The organism is uncultured Cetobacterium sp. (assembly GCF_945952365.1).
GTDB lineage: Bacteria > Fusobacteriota > Fusobacteriia > Fusobacteriales > Fusobacteriaceae > Cetobacterium_A.
The window spans coordinates 39638-61756 of record NZ_CAMFHX010000004.1; the positions used below are offsets into that span (position 1 = coordinate 39638).

Here is a 22119-nt window from a genome sequence, read left to right on the forward strand (position 1 = left end):
AGAGGTCAAACCTCTTTTTTTACTCAAAACTATTTTGTATAAAAGATAGAAACATGGTAATAGCTAGTAAATCAGCAGCTCCACCAGGACTAATTCTTTTACTGATGAAATCTTGTTCAATTTCATTTAAAGTTTGTATATTTAAAGATTCATTAGAAAATTTCTCTTTTAAATAGATAGCTGTGTCTTTAACTTCATTTAATATCTTAATATCATGTCTGTGTAAGATAGTTGTGTCCTCTAAAATACTCATTAGATATATCAAGGTTCTGATCATAGCGTGATTTATATGTTCGCCGTTAGCTATAGAGTCTTTAAAAGTAGATATTCCGCCATTAAAAACCATTTCTAAGCCACTTTTAGCAACACCTCGAACTCCAACAATTCCATGATTAAGAAACAATTTTTCTCCATGAGTTAACTTTTTCTTTAAGTGGATGTTATCAAAGTCTTTCAAAATATCTTTACACATCTCTTTAATAAAAGTAGAGATATTTTCAAAAGGTAGGTTTTGTGATTTTGTTTTAGCAGCACAAGCAGCTGTTATTCCCATTAAAAATATTAAACCTTTATGAGTATTTACATTGTTTGTAGCTAAAAACATCTTATCTTCAGCAATCTTTCCCATATATCTAATTTTTTTAAAAATCAGATGAATTGGAAGCTCTGAATAACCAGCTTTGATAACCTCTTTAAAGTAGCTGTCTAGAGAAAAACCACTGTGAATAAATGTAAAGAAATCCATATCGTCATGTGACCCATTACTTTGAGGTGATACTAATCCAAAGGAAGGAAAAGCAGAAACTTCTAAAATAACAGATTTCAAGGCTAAGTTTGAAAATCTTTGAACAACATCTGTTTTTATTTTTTCAATCTCTAGATATTTTTCCAATTTGTTTCTAATAGCATCCTGAACTTCTAATTGTGTGTGGCTTTGTTTTCGAGCACAGACAAATGCCATCTCTTCACAAAGAAGACATTTTCTCTTTTCGCCATTAAAATCTTTTCTAGAAAAAGCATAACCATTCGAATCAAAGACATCTATATCGACACATCTTCCAAGAGGATGATTTTCTTCGATAAGCATAGCTATCTTTTTTATATCTCTTCCGAAATCTTTTATAGCATATATGTATGTTGGACCTTCAATAGATTCTAATTTTTCAGAAAAAATAATATCAGAGTTAAAGATATCTATTATCTCATCTTTTAAAATTTCTAGGATATATTTTGGAACAAAACTGTTTTTATCTTCACCAGGATAGTTAGCTCTTAATACTAAAATAGGAAGATTATATTTTTCAATTATTGAATTTTGAATTTCAACTCTTTTTTCTCTCATTAATAAAAATTCTTCTAAATTAAACATTGTCAATTAGTGAACAGAGTTAGAATTTTTAATTCTCTCTGCAATCTCCTTTCCTTTTTCTGAGATTAAGTAATCAAATGTAGATTGAGGAACGAGTGTTTTTAATTCTTCAATCTCATCATTTTTTAAAAGTTCTCGAACTCTCGAAGCACTGATAGCTTTTTCTTTCATCTCTTTTCTAGGTATAATAGAAACATTTAAATTGAAATTTTTGAATGTTTCTATCATAGTCTCATTATATTTTTGTGTAATATTACAGTAAGGTTCCTCTCCAACAAATCTTGTATTAATATTCAATTTAGAACAAAAGTGCTCTGCTGTAATAAGAGTATCAAGTTTCATAAATTCTATAAGAGAATCGTCCTCTTTTCTAAGAAAATAATTAGGGAAAGTAGCAGAAGATATAACATACTCAGAACTAGGTAAAACAGTAACATTTTTCAGATGAGCAGTTCCTTTTTTTACTAAATCAATTCTATCATTGAATGGAAATGATGATTTATTCTCTTCAACAACTAAAATTAAGATGTTATCCATTTTATCAGCGGCATATTCAATTAAAAACTGATGTCCTAAAGTAAAAGGGTTACAGTTCATTATTAAAAGTCCGTTACTACTATTTTGCTGCCAATTAAGTTGACTTTTGATTTTATTGATAGTTTTATCTATAGAGTTCATTCCTATTTCAAGAAGTGCAACTTTATCTGTTTTTGAGATAGATTTAAATCCGACTCCTTTAAAAATATCCTCATTCGATGGTTTTGTAAAAACAAAACTGTGAAAAATACCCTCGTCAAAAGATTTATTTAAAAGTGTTGTAACTAAGGTATTTGTAACACCTTCACCTCTTAAAGAGTCATCTATAGCAAAACACTTTATGATATTTTTACTCTTTGATGCTGTTGCAACAATCTCTTCATCTCTTCTAATAACTAAAGAATAATCGATACTATCATCAAAAGTTAAATGGAATTTTTTCAAAAAATCTTTCAACTCATTTTTTTGATAATTGCTTTTTAGATTTAATGTTTCTATATTCATTGTGATTGATTCACTCCTTCCTTTATAAGTTGAAATTTACTAGTGATATCATCAATATATTGAATAAAAATATTTTGAGATTCACTTAAAATCTCACTTTTTGACATACTATAAACGATGTAAACTTTATTATTTTCAGACCAAGAATCTTTTTCAACAGCTCTTTGAACTAGTTGAGTTGCAGTGTAATCCATTAAATCTGATAAAGCTGGAGATAGTATTTTTTTAGTGTATGGATCTGCGGGAACTAAAAATGATTTAAAGATAATATCTTCTTCAGCTAAAATTCTAGATTTTAAACGATCTTTTGCTTCACGAGAAGCTTTTCCATTAGCAACAAGAGTTCCGCTACTGCTAATCTTTGCAGAACCTATTCCAACAACTTCGTTTTCTGAATCGACAGAAGTTGTAACTCTTTCATCAGATAAAGAGCTTTCAATAGGATTTGATATAGATAGATTATTACAACTTAAAAATAAAAGAGTAAAAAGTATTACAATTAGTTTTTTTAACATTTTCCCTCCCCCTGTTATTTAAATAATGTAGCTAATTTTTTGGAATAACACCCAAAATTTTAAAATCGTAACAAGATTTAACCTTATTATAAGGTAGTAAATTTATAAAAGTATCTTCATTTAATTTTATAAAATCATCAGATATTTTTTGAGTATTTAAAATAAAAGCGATATCTTCGTTATCTAATAAAGTGTTTTCAAAACTAGAAAAAAGATAAAAAGATTCGTTATCTACAATAACTTTATTGATAACAAACCAATTGTTTTTTTGAATAAAATCTAAAATCTCATTGTTGAAAGGAGATAAAATATATTTTATACAGTTTTTATCAAAAGACTCAAAGGTTTCGATGAAAATTGGATTTACATGTTCACCAAATAGTTTTTTGACACCAATTAAAGAGTAGCTATCTTTCTTGATAGCAACATCTAAAATCCCCTCTAGTTTTCTACAGAAAGATATAATCTCTGTATAAAAACCAGCGATATCTTGAGATGAGATTTCAGAATGAGAACTCAATTTTTTATAGATAGCACTCTCTCTTTCAGGAACATATATTCGGCTATTTTCTTTAGATTTTGTAACACCAACTTGATGCACAACTTCCATTCTGTTCGCAATTAGTTCTATTATTTTTTTATCGATAGTATCAATTTTTTTTCTTAATTCATTAATATTATTTGTAATTTTAATCACCCATTTCATGAATATTATCAATAGTCATTTTATAATATAAAAGTGTCAAAATCAAATAATTATTGAAATATAGTGAAAAATCTTATAGAATGAGATATTGAAATATTAAAAAATAAATGAAGTTTCAGGAGGAAAATATGAAGTTTTTTTCTTTGAATAAAAAAAAGTATGCGACTTTAACTGTTAAGGAAAATAAATCAGAAAATAAAAAAGTTGAAGAAAAAGAGGAAAAAATAATAAAAAAGACTAAGATAACAGGTCTTTGGGAGAAATGCCCAGAATGTAATGAGATTATTTATAAAAACGATATTGAACAAAATTTACAAAAATGTCCACACTGTGACTATTATTTCTCAATGAGTGCTAAAGAAAGAGTTGCACTATTGATTGATGAGGATACGTTCCAAGAGATGGATAAAAATTTAGTTTCAGAAAATCCTTTAGATTTCCCAGGATATAAAGAGAAGTATGAGGCCGCAGTGGAAAAAACAGGAATGTTTGAGGGTGTAGTAGCAGGAATTGGGGATATTTTTGGAATAAAAGTAAGTATAGCTGTTATGGATTTTGACTTCTTAGGTGGAAGTATGGGATCGGTTGTTGGTGAAAAGATAACTAGAGCTATAGAAAGAGGAATTAAATTTAAAGTTCCTGTCGTAGTTGTATCTTCATCAGGAGGAGCTAGAATGCATGAAGGTATATTGTCGCTTATGCAGATGGCAAAGACGTCAGCGGCATTAGAAAGATTGAGAGCTGCAGGGCTACCATTTATCTCTATACCAGTTAATCCAACAACTGGTGGAGTAACAGCTTCGTTTGCTATGTTAGGGGATGTTATAATGACAGAACCAGATGCTTTGATTGGATTTGCAGGTCAAAGAGTAATTGAACAAACTATAAAGCAAAAATTACCAAACGGGTTCCAAAGAAGTGAGTTCTTACAAGAGTGTGGAATGGTTGATGTAATTGTAAAAAGAGAGGATATGAAGAGAACTCTTCATAAAATTATAGATAATATAATCTAGAAATAGCTTGTTTATAGGAGAGTGTCATGAAATTTAATAACGAAATTTTAGATTTAGAAACGAAAATATCGGAACTTAAAAATTTTTCAAGAGAGAAAAAAATTGATTTAAGCTTAGAGATAGAAAAATTAACAAAACAAAGAGATGAATATTTAAAAACAGCATATGAAAGTTTAACAGATTGGGATAGAGTATCTATTGCTCGTCATCCAGAGAGACCGTATACTTTAGACTATATAAAAAATATGACTACAGATTTTATTGAACTCCACGGTGATAGACTGTGTAAAGATGATCCAGCAATTGTTGGAGGTCTTTGTAAAATAGATGGTAAAAAAGTGATGATTATTGGTCATCAAAAAGGAAGAGGTATAGAGGAAAATCTACATAGAAACTTTGGAATGGCTAGTCCTGAAGGTTATAGAAAAGCTTTAAGACTATTTAGAATGGCTGAAAGATTTTCAATTCCTGTAGTAAACTTGATAGATACAGCAGGAGCTTACCCAGGAATAGAGGCTGAAAAGCATGGTCAAGGTGAAGCCATAGCTAGAAACTTATTAGAGATGGCAGGAATAAAAACTCCAATAATCTCAGTAGTTATAGGAGAGGGTGGATCAGGAGGAGCATTAGCTTTAGGAGTAGCAGACAAGGTTTATATGTTAGAGAATTCGGTTTACTCTGTTATATCTCCAGAAGGGTGTGCAGCAATTTTATACAAAGATTCATCTAAAACATCAGAGGCAGCAAATAATCTAAAAATATCAGGTAAAAGTTTACAAAGTTTAGGTATAATTGACGGTATTATAAAAGAACCATTAGGTGGGGCTCACAGAGATTATAAGTGTGCAGCAAATGACCTTAAAAGTGTTATTTTGTCATCACTTTCAGAGTTATCTAAATTAGATGTAGATACTTTACTAAAAAATAGATATAATAAGTTTAGAAAAATGGGAAGTTTTATAGAGAAAACAATCTAAATTTTAATAGAAAGTGTCGGAGGTGCGAGTCTTTATGAAAAGAATAGCGGTTTTAACAAGTGGAGGAGATGCTCCAGGAATGAATGCTGCAGTAAGAGCTGTAGCTAAGGTAGCTTTAGCAAAAGGAATGGAAGTATTCGGGGTAAAAAGAGGATACTTAGGTATGTTACACGATGAGATATTCCAAATGAATGGAAGCCATGTGTCAGGAATAATTGATAGAGGTGGTACGGTTCTTTTAACTGCTAGATGTTTAGAGTTCAAAGATCCAAAGTTTAGAGCTATAGCTGCAGAAAACTTAAAGAAAAGAGGAATTGAAGGGCTAGTAGTAGTAGGAGGAGACGGTTCTTATAGAGGAGCGGATTTACTATCTAAAGAGCACGGATTTAAAGTTGTAGGATTACCTGGAACAATAGATAACGATATAATAGGAACAGATTATACAATAGGATTTGATACTTGTTTAAATACAATATTAGATGCTATATCAAAATTAAGAGATACAGCAACTTCTCACGAAAGAACAATCTTAATGGAAGTTATGGGAAGACATGCAGGAGATTTAGCTCTTCATGCAACATTAGCAGGTGGAGGAGATGGAGTTTTAATTCCAGAAATCGACGAGCCAATTGAAATGCTAGCTTACCAAATTAAAGAGAGAAGAAGACAAGGAAAACTTCATGATATAGTACTTATAGCTGAAGGTGTTGGAAGCGTTCTTGAGATTGAAAAGCAATTAAAAGAAAAAGTAACAACTGAGGTTAGAAGTGTGGTTTTAGCTCACGTTCAAAGAGGTGGAACTCCATCAGGATTTGATAGAGTACTAGCAACTAAGATGGGAGCAAAAGCAGTTGAACTTCTTGAAAATGGAGAGGGTGGAGTAATGGTTGGAATTGAAAGCAACGAATTAGTAACTCACCCAATATCATTTGCTTGGGAAGGAAAAAGAAAGTACGATATTACTAAAGATTATGAATTAGCATTAACACTTTGTAAATAGGAGCTGGTGAAAAGTTATGATTACAGTTTTAGATGTTGTTAGAAAAGAAAGAAGAAAAAATAAAATAAAAAGAGAGATTGAAGATAACGATAGAAAAGTTAGAGATAACAGAAAAAGAGTAGATCTTCTATCAAACTTAAAAGAATACTTAAAGCCTGGAATGAGTTATGCTGAGATTCTTGACATAATTGAAAACATGAAGGGTGACTACGAGGATAGAGTAGATGATTATATCATAAAAAATGCAGAGTTAGGAAAAGAAAGAAGAGAAATTTCTAAGAGCATTAAAGAGATTACAAGATCATTAGCTCAAAAGACTACAGTAGAAAAAAAGTAGTAAGGAGTTTAGATGGCAACTAAGTCATTAGAGATATTAATTGATGAGTTTAATAGATTACCTGGAATCGGGAGAAAAAGTGCTGTAAGATTAGCATTTCATGTTTTAGAGATGAGTGACGTTGAAGTTGAAAGATTTTCTAAAGCTTTAAAGGATGTAAAGGAAACTGTTAAAAAATGCTCAGTATGTGGAAATTTTAGTGAAAATGAGATGTGTGATATCTGTAGAGATGAGTTTAGGGAAAAAGATGTTATCTGTGTTGTAGAGGATAGTAGAGATATTATTCCTTTAGAAAAAACAAAGAGATATAAAGGAACATACCATGTTTTAAATGGAAAAATTGATCCTTTAAATGGGATGACACCTGATAAACTAAATTTAAAATCTTTATTAGAGAGAGTAGCAAAAGATGAGATAAAAGAGGTTATTCTAGCTCTGAATCCAGATTTAGAGGGAGAGACAACTGCACTTTATTTAACTAAGCTATTAAAGCCATTTGGTGTAAAAATAACTAAAATAGCAAGTGGAATTCCTATGGGAGGAAATATAGAGTTTGCTGATGTAGCAACGATATCACGAGCCCTAGATGGAAGACAAGAGATATAAAAAAGTCGGTTTATACCGACTTTTTTTGTAATTATTTTAAATCTATAATAGCTTTTTCTAAGCAATCAAGAGTAAAACGAACTCTATCTTCACGAGCATTTTCACCCATATGTCCAATTCTGATAACTTTACCAGCTAAAGGTCCGTAAGAACCTGAAAGTAAGATGTTATATTTAGTTCTTAAATGAACTAAAAGGTCTTCAGCTCTAATTCCTTCTGGAGGATAGAAAGCTGTAACTGTTGGAGAGAAATTGTCTTCTAGATATAAAGTACACCCGATATCTTTTAGTCTTTGAATACAAAGATCTCTCATCTCTTCGTGTCTATCGAAAGTTCTATAAAGAGTTTCTGATAAAAGATTATCAATTGCAGTTCCTAAACTTATAATATCACTTGCAGGCATAGTGTATGGGAAAGATTTTTTCTCTTCGATATTTTTCCAATGTAAAAGGTTACAATAGAAAGATGGGATAACAGTACTTCTATTTTCCATGGCTTTCCAAGCATCATCACTAACAGCAACAATAGTTAATCCTGGTGCTGCTGAGAAAACTTTTTGAGATGCAGAAAGAGCGATATCTACACCCCATTCATCCATTCTAAAATCTACTCCACCAAGGGCAGCAACAGTGTCTACAACAGTTAAAATTCCTTTTGATTTTAGTAGCTGACAAACAGGTCCAATATCATTTAAAAGGCCACTAGGTGTGTCACAGTGAATAACTGTAGCATATTTAAAATTAGAGTCTTTTTCTAAGAAAGATTTTAGACTTTCTAAATCTATAGATTTTTTCCAACTTGATTCAAAAATTGTAACTTCTCCACCGTAAGGTTCGATTAATTCTTTAAAACCTTCGCCGAAAAATCCATTAGATATAACAAGAACTCTATCTCCCTTTTCAGTTAGAGATGCACACGCAGCGTCAAGTCCAAGCATTCCTTCTCCGCTCATAATAAGAATTTTAGATTCTTCAGAACCGATAAAGTTTCTAAGTCTATGACAAACGAATTTATAATAGCTTAAAAAATCTGGATCAAGATCGGGGTTACCAAAAACTTTACTTCTAGCATGTAAAGCGTTTCCAGAAACAGTTGTAGGTCCAGCTGTCATCATAAGGTAGTTAGGTCTGTAAAATAGCATTTAAAAAATCCTCCTTTAACTAATTATATTTTATATTATTATACCGAAAAAGCAGAAAAAAATCTATTAGAATCAAAAAAACTAAAAACTAGTTGTAAAGTCACACTTTAATTTAGTTGTGCACTTATTAATAAATATTGCAATTTTATATCATTGGTGCTACTATAATTCTATGTAATTATAAAGAAAACTTATTTTTAAATGTGCACAAATTAAAAAAGGAGTTAATATGCAGTTAACAGAAAGACAAAAAGAGATTGTAGAAATAATTAAAAAACATGGTCCAATAACAGGAGACGAAATAGCAAAGATGATATACATAACTAGATCGGCTCTAAGAACAGATTTTTCAATTTTAAGAAAAGTATCAATAATAAAATCAAAACAGAAAGTTGGATATACTTATAATGAAGCTTTTGTAGAATCAAATAATAAAACTTTGGTAAAGCATATCATGAGTATGCCTATAACAATTGATGAAAGTTATTCGGTATATAAAACAGTACTACTGATGTTTGAAAAAGATATCGGAACAATTTTCATAACTAAGGATGGGAACCTTGCAGGAATTGTATCGAGAAAAGATTTGCTTAGAATTGCTATTGGGAAAAGGGATATTGAGCAGATACCTATAAATCTTATAATGACAAGAATGCCAAATATAGTTTTTGCAACAGAGGATGAGACAATTGAAAGTTGTGTAAAAAAAATAATAGAGCATCAGATAGATTCAGTACCTGTAGTTAGAATAACTGAAAAAAATAGTAAAGAAAGCTATAAAGTAGTTGGGAGATTTACTAAAACTAATGTTAGTAAATTACTACTTGATATAGTTGGAAATCAAAATAAAGAGAAAAGTGAGTAGTTCAGTAAAATAAATTAGAAAATACAGGAGAGAGAATATGAAAAATATTTACTTATTCAGTGAGGGAAACGGTTTAGGAAAATTGATACTAGGTGGAAAGGGAGCCAACTTAGTTGAGATGAAAAGAATAGGATTACCTATTCCAAATGGAATGGTAGTTACAACAACAGCTTGTAAAAACTATTTCGAAAGTAAAAATTCTTTATCAAGAGAGATGATAGAGGAGATTGATGTAGCGATAGAAAAGCTTCAAAAGGAAACTAAAAAGAGTTTTGAGGGAGAAAACTCTTTATTAGTTTCGGTGAGATCAGGAGCACCAGTTTCAATGCCAGGAATGATGGATACAATATTAAATTTAGGATTGAATGATATTGCTGTTCAAAGATTGATTCAAAAGACAAAAAATGAAAAATTTGTTTATGAAATTTATTTAAGATTTATTGAGATGTTTAGTGAAATTGTAAAAGGGATTCCAAGAGAGAAATTTGTAAAAGTTAAGAAGTTTTCAAATGGAAAATCAGAAAAAGAGATAGTTGAGATATTTAAAAATATATATTGGATAGAAACAGGGGAGTTTTTTCCAGAAAATCCAAAAGAACAGATAAAAATGGCAATAGAATCTATATTTAACTCTTGGAATAATGAAAGAGCAAAAATATACAGACAACTTCAAGGGATTGATGAGAGTATGGGAACTGCTGTTGTTATTCAAGAGATGGTATTTGGAAACTATAATGAACTTTCAGGAACAGGGGTTGCATTTACTAGAAATCCATCAACAGGAGAGAATTTGCTATTTGGAGAGTATTTACTAGAAGCTCAAGGTGAGGATATCGTAGCTGGTATACGAACTCCAAACTCTATTCAAAGTATGAGAAATCAACTACCAAAAATATATGATGAGTTTTCAGAGATTGGAAAACTTTTAGAGAATCACTATGGAGATATGCAAGATATCGAATTTACAATAGAAAATGGAAAACTTTTTATTCTTCAAACGAGAAGTGGAAAAAGATCGCCGAATGCAGCTGTAAAAATAGCTGTAGATATGGTGAAAGAAGGAGTCATAACAAAAGATAAAGCCATTATGATGATAGATACAGAGCTTTTGCCTCAAGTTTTTAATGGAACTTTTGAGGAAAGTGATTTAGCAGGAAAAAAGCTTCTAGGGAAAGGGTTACCGGGTTCAGCAGGGGTTGCAGTAGGAAAAGTAGCTCTTTCCACAGATATGGTGAAAGAAGGAGAATCTGTAATTTTAGTAAGAGTGGAAACATCGCCAGAAGATATCAAAGGCATGAGTTTAGCAAAAGGGATAGTAACAGTTAAAGGTGGAGCGACATCTCATGGAGCTGTAGTAGCTAGAGGAATGGGGAAATGTTGTGTAACTGGATGTGAAAGCATAAAAATAGATTGTAGCGAAAAATTCTTTCATATAAATGAAGAGAAAATTTATGAAGGGGATATCATATCAATCAATGGGTACAACGGTGAGATTTATAAAGGTGAAGTTAAACTGAAAAAAGGTGAGATAAGTGAAGAGCTAAAAGAGCTTCTTGAATGGTGCAAAGAGTTTAAAAAATTAGAGATTAGAATGAATGCAGATACACCAAGTGATGTACTTGTAGGAAGAGAGTTTGGTGCTGAAGGGATAGGACTTTGTAGAACAGAGCATATGTTTTTTGAAGATGAAAAGATTTGGAGTGTTAGAGAGATGATAATAGCTAATACAAAAGAGGAGAGAGAAAAAGCTTTAGAAAAACTTTTGAAACTTCAGAAGATAGATTTTAAAAATATGCTTCACAAAATGGATGGAATGCCTATGAATATTAGACTTTTAGATCCACCTTTCCATGAGTTTTTACCTAAAAATGAAAAAGATATAAATAAACTGGCTCAGCAGTTAAAGAAAACATCTTTAGAAATAGGTACTAGAATAAAAGAGTTGAAAGAAGAAAACCCTATGCTAGGACACAGAGGATGTAGATTGGCAATAACTTTCCCAGAGATATATGAGATGCAAGCAAGAGCTATAATAGAATCTGCAATTGAGTATGGATATGAGGGAAGTAGTTGTGAGATCGAGATTATGATTCCATTTATTGGTGGAATTAGTGAGTTTAAATATATAAAAGAGGGTATTTTAAAAGAGATTGAAAAAGTATTTAAAGAGAAGCAGAAAACGATATCTTATAAATTAGGAACAATGATGGAACTTCCTAGAGCGTGTTTGATTGCAAATGAGATAGCTGAAGAGAGTGCATTCTTCTCATTTGGAACAAATGATTTAACTCAGACAACGTATGGAATTTCAAGAGATGATTCAATAAAATTTATAGATCACTATAAGGCTAAAAATATAATGAAAAGAGATCCATTTCAATCGATAGATACTCGTGGAGTTGGAAAGCTTATAGAGTTGGCAAAAGAGTTAGGACAATCAGTGAAACCTGATATAAAAATAGGAGTTTGTGGAGAGCATGGTGGAGATCCAAAGAGCATTGAATATTTTAATGAGTTAGGGTTTAGTTATGTAAGTTGCTCGCCGTTTAGAGTTCCGATAGCTATAGTAGCTGCAGCTCAAAGTGCTATACAAAAAAGGATGGGATAGTATGAATTTAAAAGAGGAGGATATAAAATATTTAAAACTTTTATCAAAGAGTTTTCCAACTATTTCTGAAACAGCAACAGAGATAATTAACTTAGAAGCTATTTTATCACTTCCGAAAGGAACAGAACATTTTATAAGTGATATACACGGAGAGTATGAGGCATTTAATCATGTTTTGAAAAATTGTTCTGGAGTGATAAAAGAGAAGATAGAGGCTTTATTTCCTGATGTTATAGAGAAAGAGAGAAATCAATTAGCAACAATAATATATTATCCAAAAGAAAAAATTGAACTCATTCAATCCTTAGAAATAGATATGAAGGAGTGGTATAAAAAAACTATTCCTAGAGTTTTAGAAGTTTTAAAAATTGTTTCCTCGAAATATACAAGGTCAAAAGTAGGAAAAGCAATGACAAAAGATTTTTCATATATAATCCAAGAGCTACTTTATGAACGTGTTGAAGAGAAAAATAAAAAAGATTACGTTGAAGGAATAATAAGTACAATTATCGATATAAATCAAGGAAAAGAGTTTATAATAAATGTGAGTACTTTGATTCAGAAGCTAGTGGTGGATAACCTTCATATCGTAGGAGATATATATGATAGAGGACCATATCCTCATAAGATAATGGATAAGCTAATAAAGTATCACAATGTAGATATACAGTGGGGAAATCATGATATTTTATGGGTTGGAGCTGCGTGTGGGCATGAAGCTTCTATAGCTAATGCGATCCGAATATGTCTGAGATATTCTAATCGTGAAATATTAGAAGATGGATATGGAATAAATTTATTACCACTAGCAACATTAGCTATAGAGCATTATGCTGATGATTCTTGTTCTGAGTTTAGACCAAAGGATAAAAATGAAAGTAAAGATTCGCAGTTGCTATCAAAAATGCATAAAGCGATTTCAATTATTCAATTTAAGTTAGAGGGTGAAGTTATAAAAAGAAACCCAACTTTTAATATGGAGGACCGTTTACTTTTACATAATTTGATTGGAAAAAGTAAGATGATAAATTCAGAAAATCCATATCTTTTAACTGAAGATGAAAAGAAAGTTATAGGCGGATTGGTTAGAAGTTTTAGAAATAGTGAAAAACTTCAAGAACACATAAAATTTCTTTTAGAAAAGGGAAATGTTTATTTAAAAAGAAATTCAAATCTACTATTTCATGGTTGTATGCCTTTAGATGAAAAAGGTGGATTTAGAGAGGTAAATATTTTTGGGAAAAAGTATTCAGGAAAAAGATTGTTTGAAAGATGTGACCAACTTTGTAGAGAGGGTTACTATGATGAAAATGTTCAAGGAAAAGATTTCATCTGGTATCTTTGGTGTGGAAAAGATTCTCCACTTTTTGGAAAAGATAAGATGAGAACTTTTGAAAGATATTTCTTTTCTGAGAAAGAAAGTCATAAAGAGATTTATGATTTTTATTATGAATTTTTCGATAAAAAAGATGTTGCTGAAAGAATACTCAAAGAGTTTGGAATCAACGATGAGTATTCTCATATAATAAATGGACATGTTCCAGTTAAAGTGAGAAAAGGTGAAACTCCTATAAAAGGAGAGGGAAAAGTAATTTTAATAGATGGAGGATTTTCAGAAGCCTATCAATCAACAACTGGAATAGCTGGGTATACTTTAATTTTTAACTCACATGGGAAAAGATTAGTATGTCATAAGCCATTTGAAAATATAGGAGAATCTATTCAAAAATGTTTGGATATTCAATCAACAACCGAGATTTTAGATAGCCGTTATGAAAGATTGAAGGTTAGAGATACTGATGTAGGAAAAGATTTAGAAAGCCAAGTTAAAGAGTTAAAAAAATTATTGTATTGTTATAAGAAAGGGATAATAAAAAGTCTCTGATTATCAAATGAAAAATGGAAGAGTTTAATACTCTTCCATTTTTTAGTTTATTTACTTAAAATTTTATTTAAATTTGTTACAAATTCTAAAGGATTTTCTAAAGCGAATCCTTCAAGTAAGAGCCCTTGATTATAAAGTATGTTAGAAAGCTCACCAAGTTCATCGTCATTGGCATTTTGTAGTTTGTTAAACAGAGGATGATTTGGATTAAGTTCTAAAACTTTTTGAGCTTTAACTCCTTCGTTTCCAGGTATTTGAGATAAAAGTTTTTCCATCTCTAAAGATACCTCACCTTTAGAAGAAAGAGAGATTGAACTATCTCCAAGCTCTGGATTAAGTTTAACTTCAACAATTTTCTCATTTAAAGTAGACTTAATTTTATCTAATAGTGATTTATTAATTTCTGAAAGTTTTTTTAATTCCTCTTTCTCTTCTTCGCTTTCAAAAGAAACATCATAAACAGATTTAAACTCTTTATCAGAGAAACTCTGCATAGTTTTTAAAGCGAACTCATCGGCAGCTTCAGTTAAATATAAAATTTCAAAATCTTTATTTAAAACATTAGAAACTTTAGGCATTTTTTCTAAAATACCAATATTTTCACCGACAGCATAATAGATTTCATTTTGATTAGACTTCATTCTTTCTACATACTCTTTAAGAGATACAAATTCTTTATTTTTAGAGCTCTTAAACATAAGTAGGTTTTGTAGTTTTTCTTTATTCAATCCAAAGTTTTCATGAATCCCGAATTTTATATGTTTTCCAAAAGTTTCCCAGAATTTTATATATTTATCTCTATCATTGCTCATAAGTTTTTCAAACTCAGAGATTATTTTCTTTTCTAAATTCTTAGATATATTTTTTAATTGTTGAGTTTTTTGTAGAATTTCTCTAGAAATATTTAGAGAAAGGTCATCGGTATCAACAAGTCCTTTTATAAAGTTAAAATATTGTGGAATAAGTTCTTCACATTTATCCATAATAAAAACATTTTTTGTATAAAGTTGTAACCCTCTTTTGTACTCACGAGTGTATAGATCATATGGTGGAGTAGCAGGTACAAATAAAATAGCATTATACTCTAAGCTACCTTGAATATTAAAGTTAAAGTGTAATAATGGGTCTTGCCAGTCATGGAAATTTGACTTATAAAACTCATTGTAATCCTCGTCTTTTAATTCATTTTTAGGTGTTTTCCAAATAGGTTTAGTAGAGTTAAGTCTTTCCTCTTTAAAAAGAATAGGATACTTAACATAATCTGAATATTTTTTAATAAGAGCTCTAAATTTATGTTCATTTAAAAACTCTTTGTCTTCGTCATTATCTTTTATATGTAGAATAATAGAAGTTCCTATTTCAGCTTTATCGATCTCTTCAATATCATAGCTTCCCTCACCAGCTGAAATCCATCTAACTCCTTTATCAGAATAAGGTGATTTTGTTTCTAAAATAATTTTATCTGCAACCATAAATGCAGAGTAAAAACCAACGCCAAATTGACCGATTATATTTAAATCACCATTTTTTTTAGCTTCTTCTAGAGAGTTTAAAAAAGCTTTTGATCCAGATTTTGCGATTGTACCGATATTTTCAACTACTTCATCAAAAGTCATTCCAATACCAGTATCTTTGATAGTCAGTGTTCTAGAATTTGTATCTGGTAAGATAGATATACTAAGTTCTTTAGAAGAATCTAAAATATGGGTATCTGTAAGAGCTTTAAATTTTAGCTTATCAATTGCATCGCTTGCATTAGAGATTAACTCTCTTAAAAATATCTCCTTATGAGTATAGATTGAATGAACCATAAGGTTCAGAAGTTCTTTAGTTTCTGCTTGAAATACTTTAGTTTCTTTTTTCATCTTGTCCTCCTTAAAATAGCACTCTAAACTTATTGTGGCTAATAAAATATATATCATAAACTCTAAAAAAATGTCAAGTCCTAAAAGAAAAACTTGTATTTTATAGTTCTTTGGTATATAATCTTTATGGAATTAGTAAAGAATTATAAAAAGGTTGGTATATAGATGATTTTTCAAAGAACAGAATTATTAATAGGTACAGAAAATCTAAATAAACTAAGCCACTCTCATATACTTGTATTTGGAGTAGGTGGAGTAGGTGGATTTGTGGTTGAGTCTTTAGTGAGAGCTGGAGTAGGAGAACTTACAGTTGTTGATTTTGACACTGTTGATATAACAAATTTAAATAGACAAGTTATTGCAACTATAGATACTGTTGGTCAAGATAAGGTTGAAGTAATAAAAAGAAGAGCTCTTTCAATTAATCCAGATATAAAGGTTAATGCCTATAAAGAAAAGTTTTTTAAAGAAAAAAGAGATTTATTTTTCTCAGAAGATAAAAAGTATGATTATATAGTTGATGCTATAGATTTAGTTACAGCAAAATTAGACTTAATAACAATAGCTAAAGAATTAAAAATTCCAATAATTTCCTCTATGGGAACTGGAAATAAAATAAATCCAACGATGTTTGAAGTTGCAGATATCAGTAAAACATCAGTTTGTCCTTTAGCAAAAGTTATGAGAGCAGAGTTGAAAAAAAGGAGAATAGGGAAACTTAAGGTATTATTCTCAAGAGAGTTACCGATGAAACCAAAAAGTTCAGAAGGTGATAGAGCAAAACAAAATAATGTAGGAAGTATATCGTTTGTACCTTCGGTTGCAGGGCTTATTATTGCAAGTGAGGTAATAAAAGATATAACTGGTTTAAAGAATGGTGGAGGAAATTAATATGAAAAAAATAGGAATTTTTTATGGAACAACTTCAGGAATAACAGCTGGAATAGTTGATGAGATAGAGTTTTATTTAAGAGGTGAGGAATACGAGGTATTTGATGTAGCTAATGGAATAGATGAAATGGCTGGATTAGATAACCTTATTTTAGTTTCTCCAACTTATGGTGTAGGAGAGTTACAAAGAGATTGGGAAGCTGTTTATGATACTTTTAAAAATCTTGATTTTACAGGTAAAGTTGTAGGTATTGTAGGAGTAGGAAATCAATTTGCATTTGGAGAATCATACGTTGGTGCTATGAGAAAACTTTATGATGCTGTAGAAAAAAATGGAGCAAAAGTTGTAGGATTTACTTCAACAGTAGGATATTCTTATGAAGAGACAGAATCTATCATAGGAGATAAGTTTATAGGATTAGCTTTAGATGAGAGTAATCAAGATAATGAGACTCCAGATAGAATAAAAGCTTGGATAGAAGAGATCAAACCGTTATTTAATTAAGAGGAAGATATGCAAAGAGAAACTTATAAAACATTGTCAAAAGAAGAGGTTAAAACGCTTTTAAAAAATGAAAACTCAATACTTTTAGATGTTAGAACAGAGGAGGAGTATTGGGAAAATTCTTTAGAGGAAACAATTAATATTCCACTTCATGAACTTCAAGATAGAGCTTTTGAATTGGATAAAAATAAAACATATATCACTTTTTGTAGAAGTGGAGTTCGTTCAAAAACAGCGGCTTTAATTCTATTAGAAGAGGGATTTCAAAGTATTTATAATTCAGAAGAGGGTATTTTAACTTGGAAATAAAAAATTGACAAATTTATTTTCATATGGTAGTATAAATAAAATAAAAATTGCAGGAGAGTTCTAATGAGAAAAAATCAAGTTATTTCTAATAATGTAAATAGAAAACCCATCCCCCCTAGATAGGGATTTGTGTTTTAAGCATTAGTTTATGTTTAGATACAGATCCATTTTGTGTTACAAATTTGGGTCTGTATCTAAGGGGAAATAACTTTTAAAAAAGATTATTTTAATAGGATTCTTTTAATGAGGGTCACTTAGGTACAGTTGTACTTAAGTGGCCCTCTTTTTATTTAAAAAAATTTCGGAGGAGAAAAAATGATAGGAGTAGAAACATTTATAACATTTGGAGCGTATTTAATATTTTTAATAGGAGTGGGAGTTTATTTTTATGGAAAAACCTCCAGTTCAGAGGATTATCTTATAGGAGGAAGAGGCGTAGGTAGTTGGGTAACTGCACTATCAGCACAAGCTAGTGATATGAGTGGATGGTTACTTATGGGATTACCTGGAGCAGTTTACCTTTCAGGATTTGGGGAGATTTGGGTTGTCGTTGGTTTAGCTATTGGAACTTATTTAAATTGGAAGTTTATAGCACCGAAGTTAAGGGTAGAAACAGAAATTGAGGATACACTGACACTACCAACATTTTTAGAGAGAAAACTAAAAGATGAGAAGGGAACTATTAGAAAAATTTTAGCTGTAGGAACACTATTTTTCTTTACAATATATTCATCATCTGGATTAGTAGCAGCAGGAAAACTATTTGAATCGATACTTGGAATAGATTATAAAGTAGCGGTTGTAGTTGGAGCTGTAACTATAGTTGTGTATACATTTATGGGTGGATATTTAGCATCGTGTTGGACGGACTTTTTCCAAGGGGCTTTAATGTTTATGGCAATAATAGCGGTTCCGGTTATGGCTTACTATAAAGTAGGGGATTTAGAAACTGTAAAGCAAGGAATGGAGTTAAAGGGAATAACTTTTGATATATTTAAACAAGGTGGAAAGGATATCGGGATTATGGGTATTTTATCATCTTTAGCTTGGGGATTGGGGTATTTTGGGCAACCACATATCTTAGTTAGATTTATGAGTATAAGTGATGTTAAAGAGTTAAAAAAATCTAGAAGAATAGCTATGATTTGGGTATTGATATCACTTGTTGGAGCTATAGCGATTGGACTTTTAGGTATTCCTTTATTTAAAGAGGTAAGTCAACTTGGAGGAGACGCAGAAAAAATATTTATATATATGATAAAAGAGTTATTTAATCCTTGGGTAGCTGGAATTTTATTAGCAGCAATATTATCTGCGATAATGTCTACAATAGATTCTCAACTGTTGGTATCATCAACAACACTGACTGAAGATTTTTATAAATATATAAAAAAAGATGCAACAGATAAAGAGATTATGTTTGTAGGAAGAGTTTGTGTAGTTGTTATTGCATTATTAGCTCTATTATTTGCTCTTAATCAAAATGCTAAAGTGTTGTCGCTAGTTGCTTATGCTTGGGGAGGATTTGGAACAATATTTGGACCTGCAATAATAGCTGTTTTATATTTAAAGGATGTAAGTGCAAAAAGTGTTTTATCAGGTATTTTAGTGGGGACATTTATATTTTTAATTTGGAAAGTTATTGGTTTAGATGTTTATATGTATGAGTTACTACCTGGATTTATGAGTAATTTAATAACAGTTTATGTAGCTGAAAAAGTATTCTGCAAAAGAGTAATTGAAGCATAGAGAAAAGGTACAAATTTATTTTGTACCTTTTTTTTCTAGATGCAATAGTTCGTCTTTTAAACTTAAACCATATGCATAGCCAGTTAATTTTCCATTGCTTCCAATAACTCTATGGCAAGGAATAACAATAGGGATTGGATTTTTATTATTCGCCATTCCTACAGCTCTACACGCTTTTGGATTTCCAATAGCGATAGCGATATCTTTATATGACTTAACTTCACCATAAGGTATTTTTAGAAGAGCATTCCACACAGATTTTTGAAATTCTGTTCCTGATGGATTTATTTTAAAAGTGAAACATTTTCTTTTTCCATTTAAAAATTCCTCTATCTCTTTAAAAGCTTTTTCTAAAAGTTTTGTAAGTTTAAAAGTTCTATTTGAGTTTGGATTGTTGAGCTCTATTTTTGTAATTTCTTCTTCATTGCCTTCTATTTTAAGTAATCCGAGTGGAGTATCAAAAATATAAAAATAACCTGGAACTATATTTTTCATAAAACCTCCTATTAAAATATAATTTTAGATTATACTGAAAGAATTAGAAAAAATCAAGATTATTTAAAAAAACATGTTCGTTAAAAGGTTAAAACTTTTCAAAATAAAATATTTGTAGTATAATAATTTGGTATGGTTTTGAAATTAAAAGGGAATTAAGTGAAAATCTTAAACGGTCACGCCACTGTAAAATGGACGAAAATAGTGAAACCACTGGGAAACTGGGAAGGGCTATTGCTAGGATGAAGTTGAGTCAGGAGACCTGCCATAAAATTTAAATCTGCGAATGACAGAGCGGGAGGATTAAAAAAAGTGAATAAAAAATTTTTATTAGTAGCATTAGTTGCTGTAGCTAATTTAGCTGTTGCAGAACAAAAAGTTATAAAGTTAGAGGAAAGTGTTATAACAAGTGAGAACAGTTCAGCGACGATAGCTGATATTCCAAAAAATATAACTGTTTTAACGGCTGAAGAGATAGAGCAAAGAGGAGCGAAGACAGTAGCGGAAGCTTTAAAATTAGTATCGAGTGTAACTGTTAAAGAGATGGGTGGAGCAGATGCAGCTTTTGATATGAGAGGTCAAGGAGCGACTGCAAAATCAAATGTAGTTGTGCTTGTAGATGGAGCACCGATAAACTCGATAGATTTATCTGGATATAAAACTAGTTCAATACCTGTTGACAATATAGAGAGAATAGAGGTTATTCCTTCGGGAGGGTCTGTTTTATATGGAGATGGAGCTATTGGAGGAACAATAAATATTGTAACTAAGCAGCCAAAGAATAAGAAAAATTATGGTAGTTTAAATAGTGAGATAGGGTCTTACGGATTAAAAAAGCAACAAGCTATATATGGAACAAAGATTAATGATAAGTTATCTTTAGAGTTGGATTATTTGAAAAAAGAGAAGGATGGATATAGAGATTATGCCAAAGATGATTTAGAAAGCTTTGGACTTAGAAGTAGATATAAGTTATCAGAGGGTGAGTTTGGATTTAAATATAACTATTCAAATACTGAGTTTAGAGCTCCTGGAAGCTTAACAAGAGAAGAGGTTGACGGAGATAGAACTCAATCTACTGGTAATAGTTGGAGAGTTTTTGATGGTAAGACAGAAAAAAATGATTTTACAGGAGATTATACATATAATATAAACTCTGATTTAGAATTTAAAGTGCTTGGAATGTATTCTAGAGAAGCATATAGAAATATTAACGGATATCTTATTCCAGAATATAGAACAGATTATAAAACAGAGTTGAAATACTTAAAGCCACAGTTAAAGTATTCATACTTAGAAGAAAGTTATGTAGTGTTTGGTGGAGAAATTTTTGAAGGAGAAACGATAAATTATTCAAGCTCTGGAGATAATAAAGTTGAAAAAGAATCAATAGCAGGGTTTTTAATAAATAGTTATACATTTAATGATTTAAGATTTACTCAAGGATATAGAAGACAAAATATTGAATATAAGGGATTGGGAAAAAAAGGAATTACAAAAAAATACCAAGCAGATGCGTTAGAATTAACAACAAGTTATCTATATTCAGATTCTGGATCAACTTATATAAGTTATACAAAAGCCTTTAGAACACCTAATACAGACGAATTAAATCCTGATTATTTACCTGATAATGCTAACTTTGAGATGCAAAAAACAGAGACATATGAATTAGGAATAAAAGATTATTTAGGAAATACATATATTTCAACATCAATATTCTACATTGAAACTCAACATGAAATATATTTTGATGCGATCAATTATGTTAATAGAAATTTAGATGGAATGAGTAAAAGAAAAGGAATTGAGTTCTCGTTAGAGCACTACTTTGATAAGTTGACGATTTCAGAATCATTGACATATATGGAAACAGAGTTTAAAGACGGAAAGGATATTCCAGGGGTTCCAAATATAAAAGGAGTGTTGAACTTAAACTATAAGTTTAATGATAAACTTACTTTAAATAACTCTTGGGAATATTATGGTAAGGCTTTTGATAGCTCTGATGAAGCAAATATAAGAGAAAAAGTAGATAGTTATTTAATAAGTGGATTATCTATGTCGTATGACTTTAAAGACGGATTGATTGTAAGTATAGGAGTAAATAATATGTTCAATGAAAAGTATTATGACTACATAGGATATAAAGAACCTTCAGATTGGGACCCAACTTTTGGTAGAGTTTATTATCCAGCAGCAGAAAGAAATTATTATTTAGGAGTTAAATACAGCTTCTAAG

Annotated in this window: 20 protein-coding genes and 1 riboswitch; of the genes, 13 read left to right on the forward strand and 7 right to left on the reverse strand. The window is 30.5% G+C overall.

Translation table 11 applies throughout. From position 1 onward, the window contains the following. Positions 1 to 19 precede the first annotated feature (19 nt). The 4 genes from citG to Q0O83_RS02145 are packed head-to-tail and all read right to left on the reverse strand — an operon-like array spanning position 20 to position 3631. Positions 20 to 1369, reverse strand: coding sequence for a triphosphoribosyl-dephospho-CoA synthase CitG (gene citG / locus Q0O83_RS02130; RefSeq protein ID WP_294093718.1), 1350 nt, complete (start codon positions 1367 to 1369; stop codon positions 20 to 22). Between the two features lie 6 nt (positions 1370 to 1375). Further along, a complete protein-coding gene (gene citC / locus Q0O83_RS02135; protein ID WP_294093720.1) occupies positions 1376 to 2410 on the reverse strand; it encodes a [citrate (pro-3S)-lyase] ligase in 1035 nt (344 codons plus the stop codon). Beyond that, positions 2407 to 2925 carry a hypothetical protein gene (locus Q0O83_RS02140; RefSeq protein WP_294093722.1) on the reverse strand — a complete coding sequence of 173 codons (519 nt, stop codon included), beginning with the start codon at positions 2923 to 2925 and terminating at the stop codon, positions 2407 to 2409. Before Q0O83_RS02140 ends, citC begins: the two co-directional genes overlap by 4 nt. A 31-nt stretch (positions 2926 to 2956) precedes the next feature. Continuing rightward, a complete protein-coding gene (locus Q0O83_RS02145; protein ID WP_294093724.1) occupies positions 2957 to 3631 on the reverse strand; it encodes a chorismate mutase in 675 nt (224 codons plus the stop codon). Positions 3632 to 3738: 107 nt separating this feature from the next. On the opposite strand from Q0O83_RS02145, the gene accD reads away from it, so the two are divergent. The 5 genes from accD to recR are packed head-to-tail and all read left to right on the forward strand — an operon-like array spanning position 3739 to position 7564. Continuing rightward, positions 3739 to 4644: an acetyl-CoA carboxylase, carboxyltransferase subunit beta gene (gene accD / locus Q0O83_RS02150; RefSeq protein WP_294093725.1), complete on the forward strand. Its 906-nt coding sequence runs from the start codon at positions 3739 to 3741 to the stop codon at positions 4642 to 4644. 26 nt (positions 4645 to 4670) lie between these two features. Next, entirely contained in the window at positions 4671 to 5621 is a 951-nt protein-coding gene (locus tag Q0O83_RS02155; protein ID WP_294093727.1) for an acetyl-CoA carboxylase carboxyltransferase subunit alpha, read from the forward strand. 34 nt (positions 5622 to 5655) lie between these two features. Then, complete coding sequence (gene pfkA / locus Q0O83_RS02160; RefSeq protein ID WP_294093729.1) at positions 5656 to 6621, forward strand: 6-phosphofructokinase; 966 nt, start codon at positions 5656 to 5658, stop codon at positions 6619 to 6621. A gap of 16 nt (positions 6622 to 6637) precedes the next feature. Beyond that, entirely contained in the window at positions 6638 to 6958 is a 321-nt protein-coding gene (locus tag Q0O83_RS02165) for a DUF496 family protein (RefSeq protein ID WP_294093731.1), read from the forward strand. Between the two features lie 12 nt (positions 6959 to 6970). Further along, entirely contained in the window at positions 6971 to 7564 is a 594-nt protein-coding gene (gene recR / locus Q0O83_RS02170) for a recombination mediator RecR (RefSeq protein WP_294093733.1), read from the forward strand. Between the two features lie 31 nt (positions 7565 to 7595). On the opposite strand, the gene Q0O83_RS02175 is transcribed toward recR, so the two are convergent. Next, the gene (locus Q0O83_RS02175; RefSeq protein ID WP_294093735.1) at positions 7596 to 8705 is read right to left on the reverse strand and encodes an alanine--glyoxylate aminotransferase family protein; all 1110 of its coding nucleotides are present in this window, start codon (positions 8703 to 8705) and stop codon (positions 7596 to 7598) included. Between the two features lie 229 nt (positions 8706 to 8934). Between Q0O83_RS02175 and Q0O83_RS02180 the strand changes: the two genes are divergently transcribed. The 3 genes from Q0O83_RS02180 to Q0O83_RS02190 are packed head-to-tail and all read left to right on the forward strand — an operon-like array spanning position 8935 to position 14063. After that, the gene (locus Q0O83_RS02180; protein WP_294093737.1) at positions 8935 to 9570 is read left to right on the forward strand and encodes a helix-turn-helix transcriptional regulator; all 636 of its coding nucleotides are present in this window, start codon (positions 8935 to 8937) and stop codon (positions 9568 to 9570) included. Between the two features lie 37 nt (positions 9571 to 9607). Continuing rightward, positions 9608 to 12178 carry a pyruvate, phosphate dikinase gene (ppdK, locus tag Q0O83_RS02185; RefSeq protein WP_294093739.1) on the forward strand — a complete coding sequence of 857 codons (2571 nt, stop codon included), beginning with the start codon at positions 9608 to 9610 and terminating at the stop codon, positions 12176 to 12178. A 1-nt stretch (position 12179) separates the two neighbouring features. After that, the gene (locus Q0O83_RS02190; RefSeq protein ID WP_294093741.1) at positions 12180 to 14063 is read left to right on the forward strand and encodes a fructose-1,6-bisphosphatase; all 1884 of its coding nucleotides are present in this window, start codon (positions 12180 to 12182) and stop codon (positions 14061 to 14063) included. Positions 14064 to 14110: 47 nt separating this feature from the next. Here Q0O83_RS02190 and htpG read toward each other — a convergent pair whose 3' ends face one another. Further along, a complete protein-coding gene (gene htpG, locus Q0O83_RS02195) occupies positions 14111 to 15928 on the reverse strand; it encodes a molecular chaperone HtpG (RefSeq protein ID WP_294093743.1) in 1818 nt (605 codons plus the stop codon). A 165-nt stretch (positions 15929 to 16093) separates the two neighbouring features. Here htpG and Q0O83_RS02200 point away from each other — a divergent pair, with 165 nt between their 5' ends. From Q0O83_RS02200 to putP, 4 genes are all read left to right on the forward strand, one after another. Further along, complete coding sequence (locus Q0O83_RS02200) at positions 16094 to 16819, forward strand: tRNA threonylcarbamoyladenosine dehydratase (RefSeq protein WP_294093745.1); 726 nt, start codon at positions 16094 to 16096, stop codon at positions 16817 to 16819. A 1-nt stretch (position 16820) separates the two neighbouring features. Beyond that, on the forward strand, positions 16821 to 17324 hold the full coding sequence (locus Q0O83_RS02205; protein WP_294093747.1) for a flavodoxin: 504 nt from the start codon (positions 16821 to 16823) through the stop codon (positions 17322 to 17324). Between the two features lie 9 nt (positions 17325 to 17333). Beyond that, positions 17334 to 17633: a rhodanese-like domain-containing protein gene (locus tag Q0O83_RS02210; protein WP_294093749.1), complete on the forward strand. Its 300-nt coding sequence runs from the start codon at positions 17334 to 17336 to the stop codon at positions 17631 to 17633. A gap of 315 nt (positions 17634 to 17948) precedes the next feature. Then, positions 17949 to 19382 (forward strand): sodium/proline symporter PutP, encoded by a 1434-nt coding sequence (gene putP / locus Q0O83_RS02215; protein ID WP_294093751.1) that lies wholly within the window; start codon positions 17949 to 17951, stop codon positions 19380 to 19382. A 15-nt stretch (positions 19383 to 19397) separates the two neighbouring features. Here the strand turns inward: putP and Q0O83_RS02220 are convergent, their stop codons facing one another. Next, positions 19398 to 19877 (reverse strand): methylated-DNA--[protein]-cysteine S-methyltransferase, encoded by a 480-nt coding sequence (locus Q0O83_RS02220; protein ID WP_294093753.1) that lies wholly within the window; start codon positions 19875 to 19877, stop codon positions 19398 to 19400. Between the two features lie 116 nt (positions 19878 to 19993). Beyond that, positions 19994 to 20162, forward strand: a riboswitch (cobalamin riboswitch). 27 nt (positions 20163 to 20189) lie between these two features. On the opposite strand from Q0O83_RS02220, the gene Q0O83_RS02225 reads away from it, so the two are divergent. Next, on the forward strand, positions 20190 to 22118 hold the full coding sequence (locus Q0O83_RS02225) for a TonB-dependent receptor (RefSeq protein ID WP_294093756.1): 1929 nt from the start codon (positions 20190 to 20192) through the stop codon (positions 22116 to 22118). The last annotated feature ends 1 nt before the right edge of the window (position 22119 follow it).

Excerpts from the sequence above, each read along its gene's own strand:
- citG (WP_294093718.1), bottom strand. The coding sequence starts at position 1,369 with ATGTTTAATTTAGAAGAATTTTTATTAATGAGAGAAAAAAGAGTTGAA.
- citC (WP_294093720.1), bottom strand. The coding sequence starts at position 2,410 with ATGAATATAGAAACATTAAATCTAAAAAGCAATTATCAAAAAAATGAG.
- Q0O83_RS02140 (WP_294093722.1), bottom strand. The coding sequence starts at position 2,925 with ATGTTAAAAAAACTAATTGTAATACTTTTTACTCTTTTATTTTTAAGT.
- Q0O83_RS02145 (WP_294093724.1), bottom strand. The coding sequence starts at position 3,631 with ATGAAATGGGTGATTAAAATTACAAATAATATTAATGAATTAAGAAAA.
- accD (WP_294093725.1), top strand. The coding sequence starts at position 3,739 with ATGAAGTTTCAGGAGGAAAATATGAAGTTTTTTTCTTTGAATAAAAAA.
- Q0O83_RS02155 (WP_294093727.1), top strand. The coding sequence starts at position 4,671 with ATGAAATTTAATAACGAAATTTTAGATTTAGAAACGAAAATATCGGAA.
- pfkA (WP_294093729.1), top strand. The coding sequence starts at position 5,656 with ATGAAAAGAATAGCGGTTTTAACAAGTGGAGGAGATGCTCCAGGAATG.
- Q0O83_RS02165 (WP_294093731.1), top strand. The coding sequence starts at position 6,638 with ATGATTACAGTTTTAGATGTTGTTAGAAAAGAAAGAAGAAAAAATAAA.
- recR (WP_294093733.1), top strand. The coding sequence starts at position 6,971 with ATGGCAACTAAGTCATTAGAGATATTAATTGATGAGTTTAATAGATTA.
- Q0O83_RS02175 (WP_294093735.1), bottom strand. The coding sequence starts at position 8,705 with ATGCTATTTTACAGACCTAACTACCTTATGATGACAGCTGGACCTACA.
- Q0O83_RS02180 (WP_294093737.1), top strand. The coding sequence starts at position 8,935 with ATGCAGTTAACAGAAAGACAAAAAGAGATTGTAGAAATAATTAAAAAA.
- ppdK (WP_294093739.1), top strand. The coding sequence starts at position 9,608 with ATGAAAAATATTTACTTATTCAGTGAGGGAAACGGTTTAGGAAAATTG.
- Q0O83_RS02190 (WP_294093741.1), top strand. The coding sequence starts at position 12,180 with ATGAATTTAAAAGAGGAGGATATAAAATATTTAAAACTTTTATCAAAG.
- htpG (WP_294093743.1), bottom strand. The coding sequence starts at position 15,928 with ATGAAAAAAGAAACTAAAGTATTTCAAGCAGAAACTAAAGAACTTCTG.
- Q0O83_RS02200 (WP_294093745.1), top strand. The coding sequence starts at position 16,094 with ATGATTTTTCAAAGAACAGAATTATTAATAGGTACAGAAAATCTAAAT.
- Q0O83_RS02205 (WP_294093747.1), top strand. The coding sequence starts at position 16,821 with ATGAAAAAAATAGGAATTTTTTATGGAACAACTTCAGGAATAACAGCT.
- Q0O83_RS02210 (WP_294093749.1), top strand. The coding sequence starts at position 17,334 with ATGCAAAGAGAAACTTATAAAACATTGTCAAAAGAAGAGGTTAAAACG.
- putP (WP_294093751.1), top strand. The coding sequence starts at position 17,949 with ATGATAGGAGTAGAAACATTTATAACATTTGGAGCGTATTTAATATTT.
- Q0O83_RS02220 (WP_294093753.1), bottom strand. The coding sequence starts at position 19,877 with ATGAAAAATATAGTTCCAGGTTATTTTTATATTTTTGATACTCCACTC.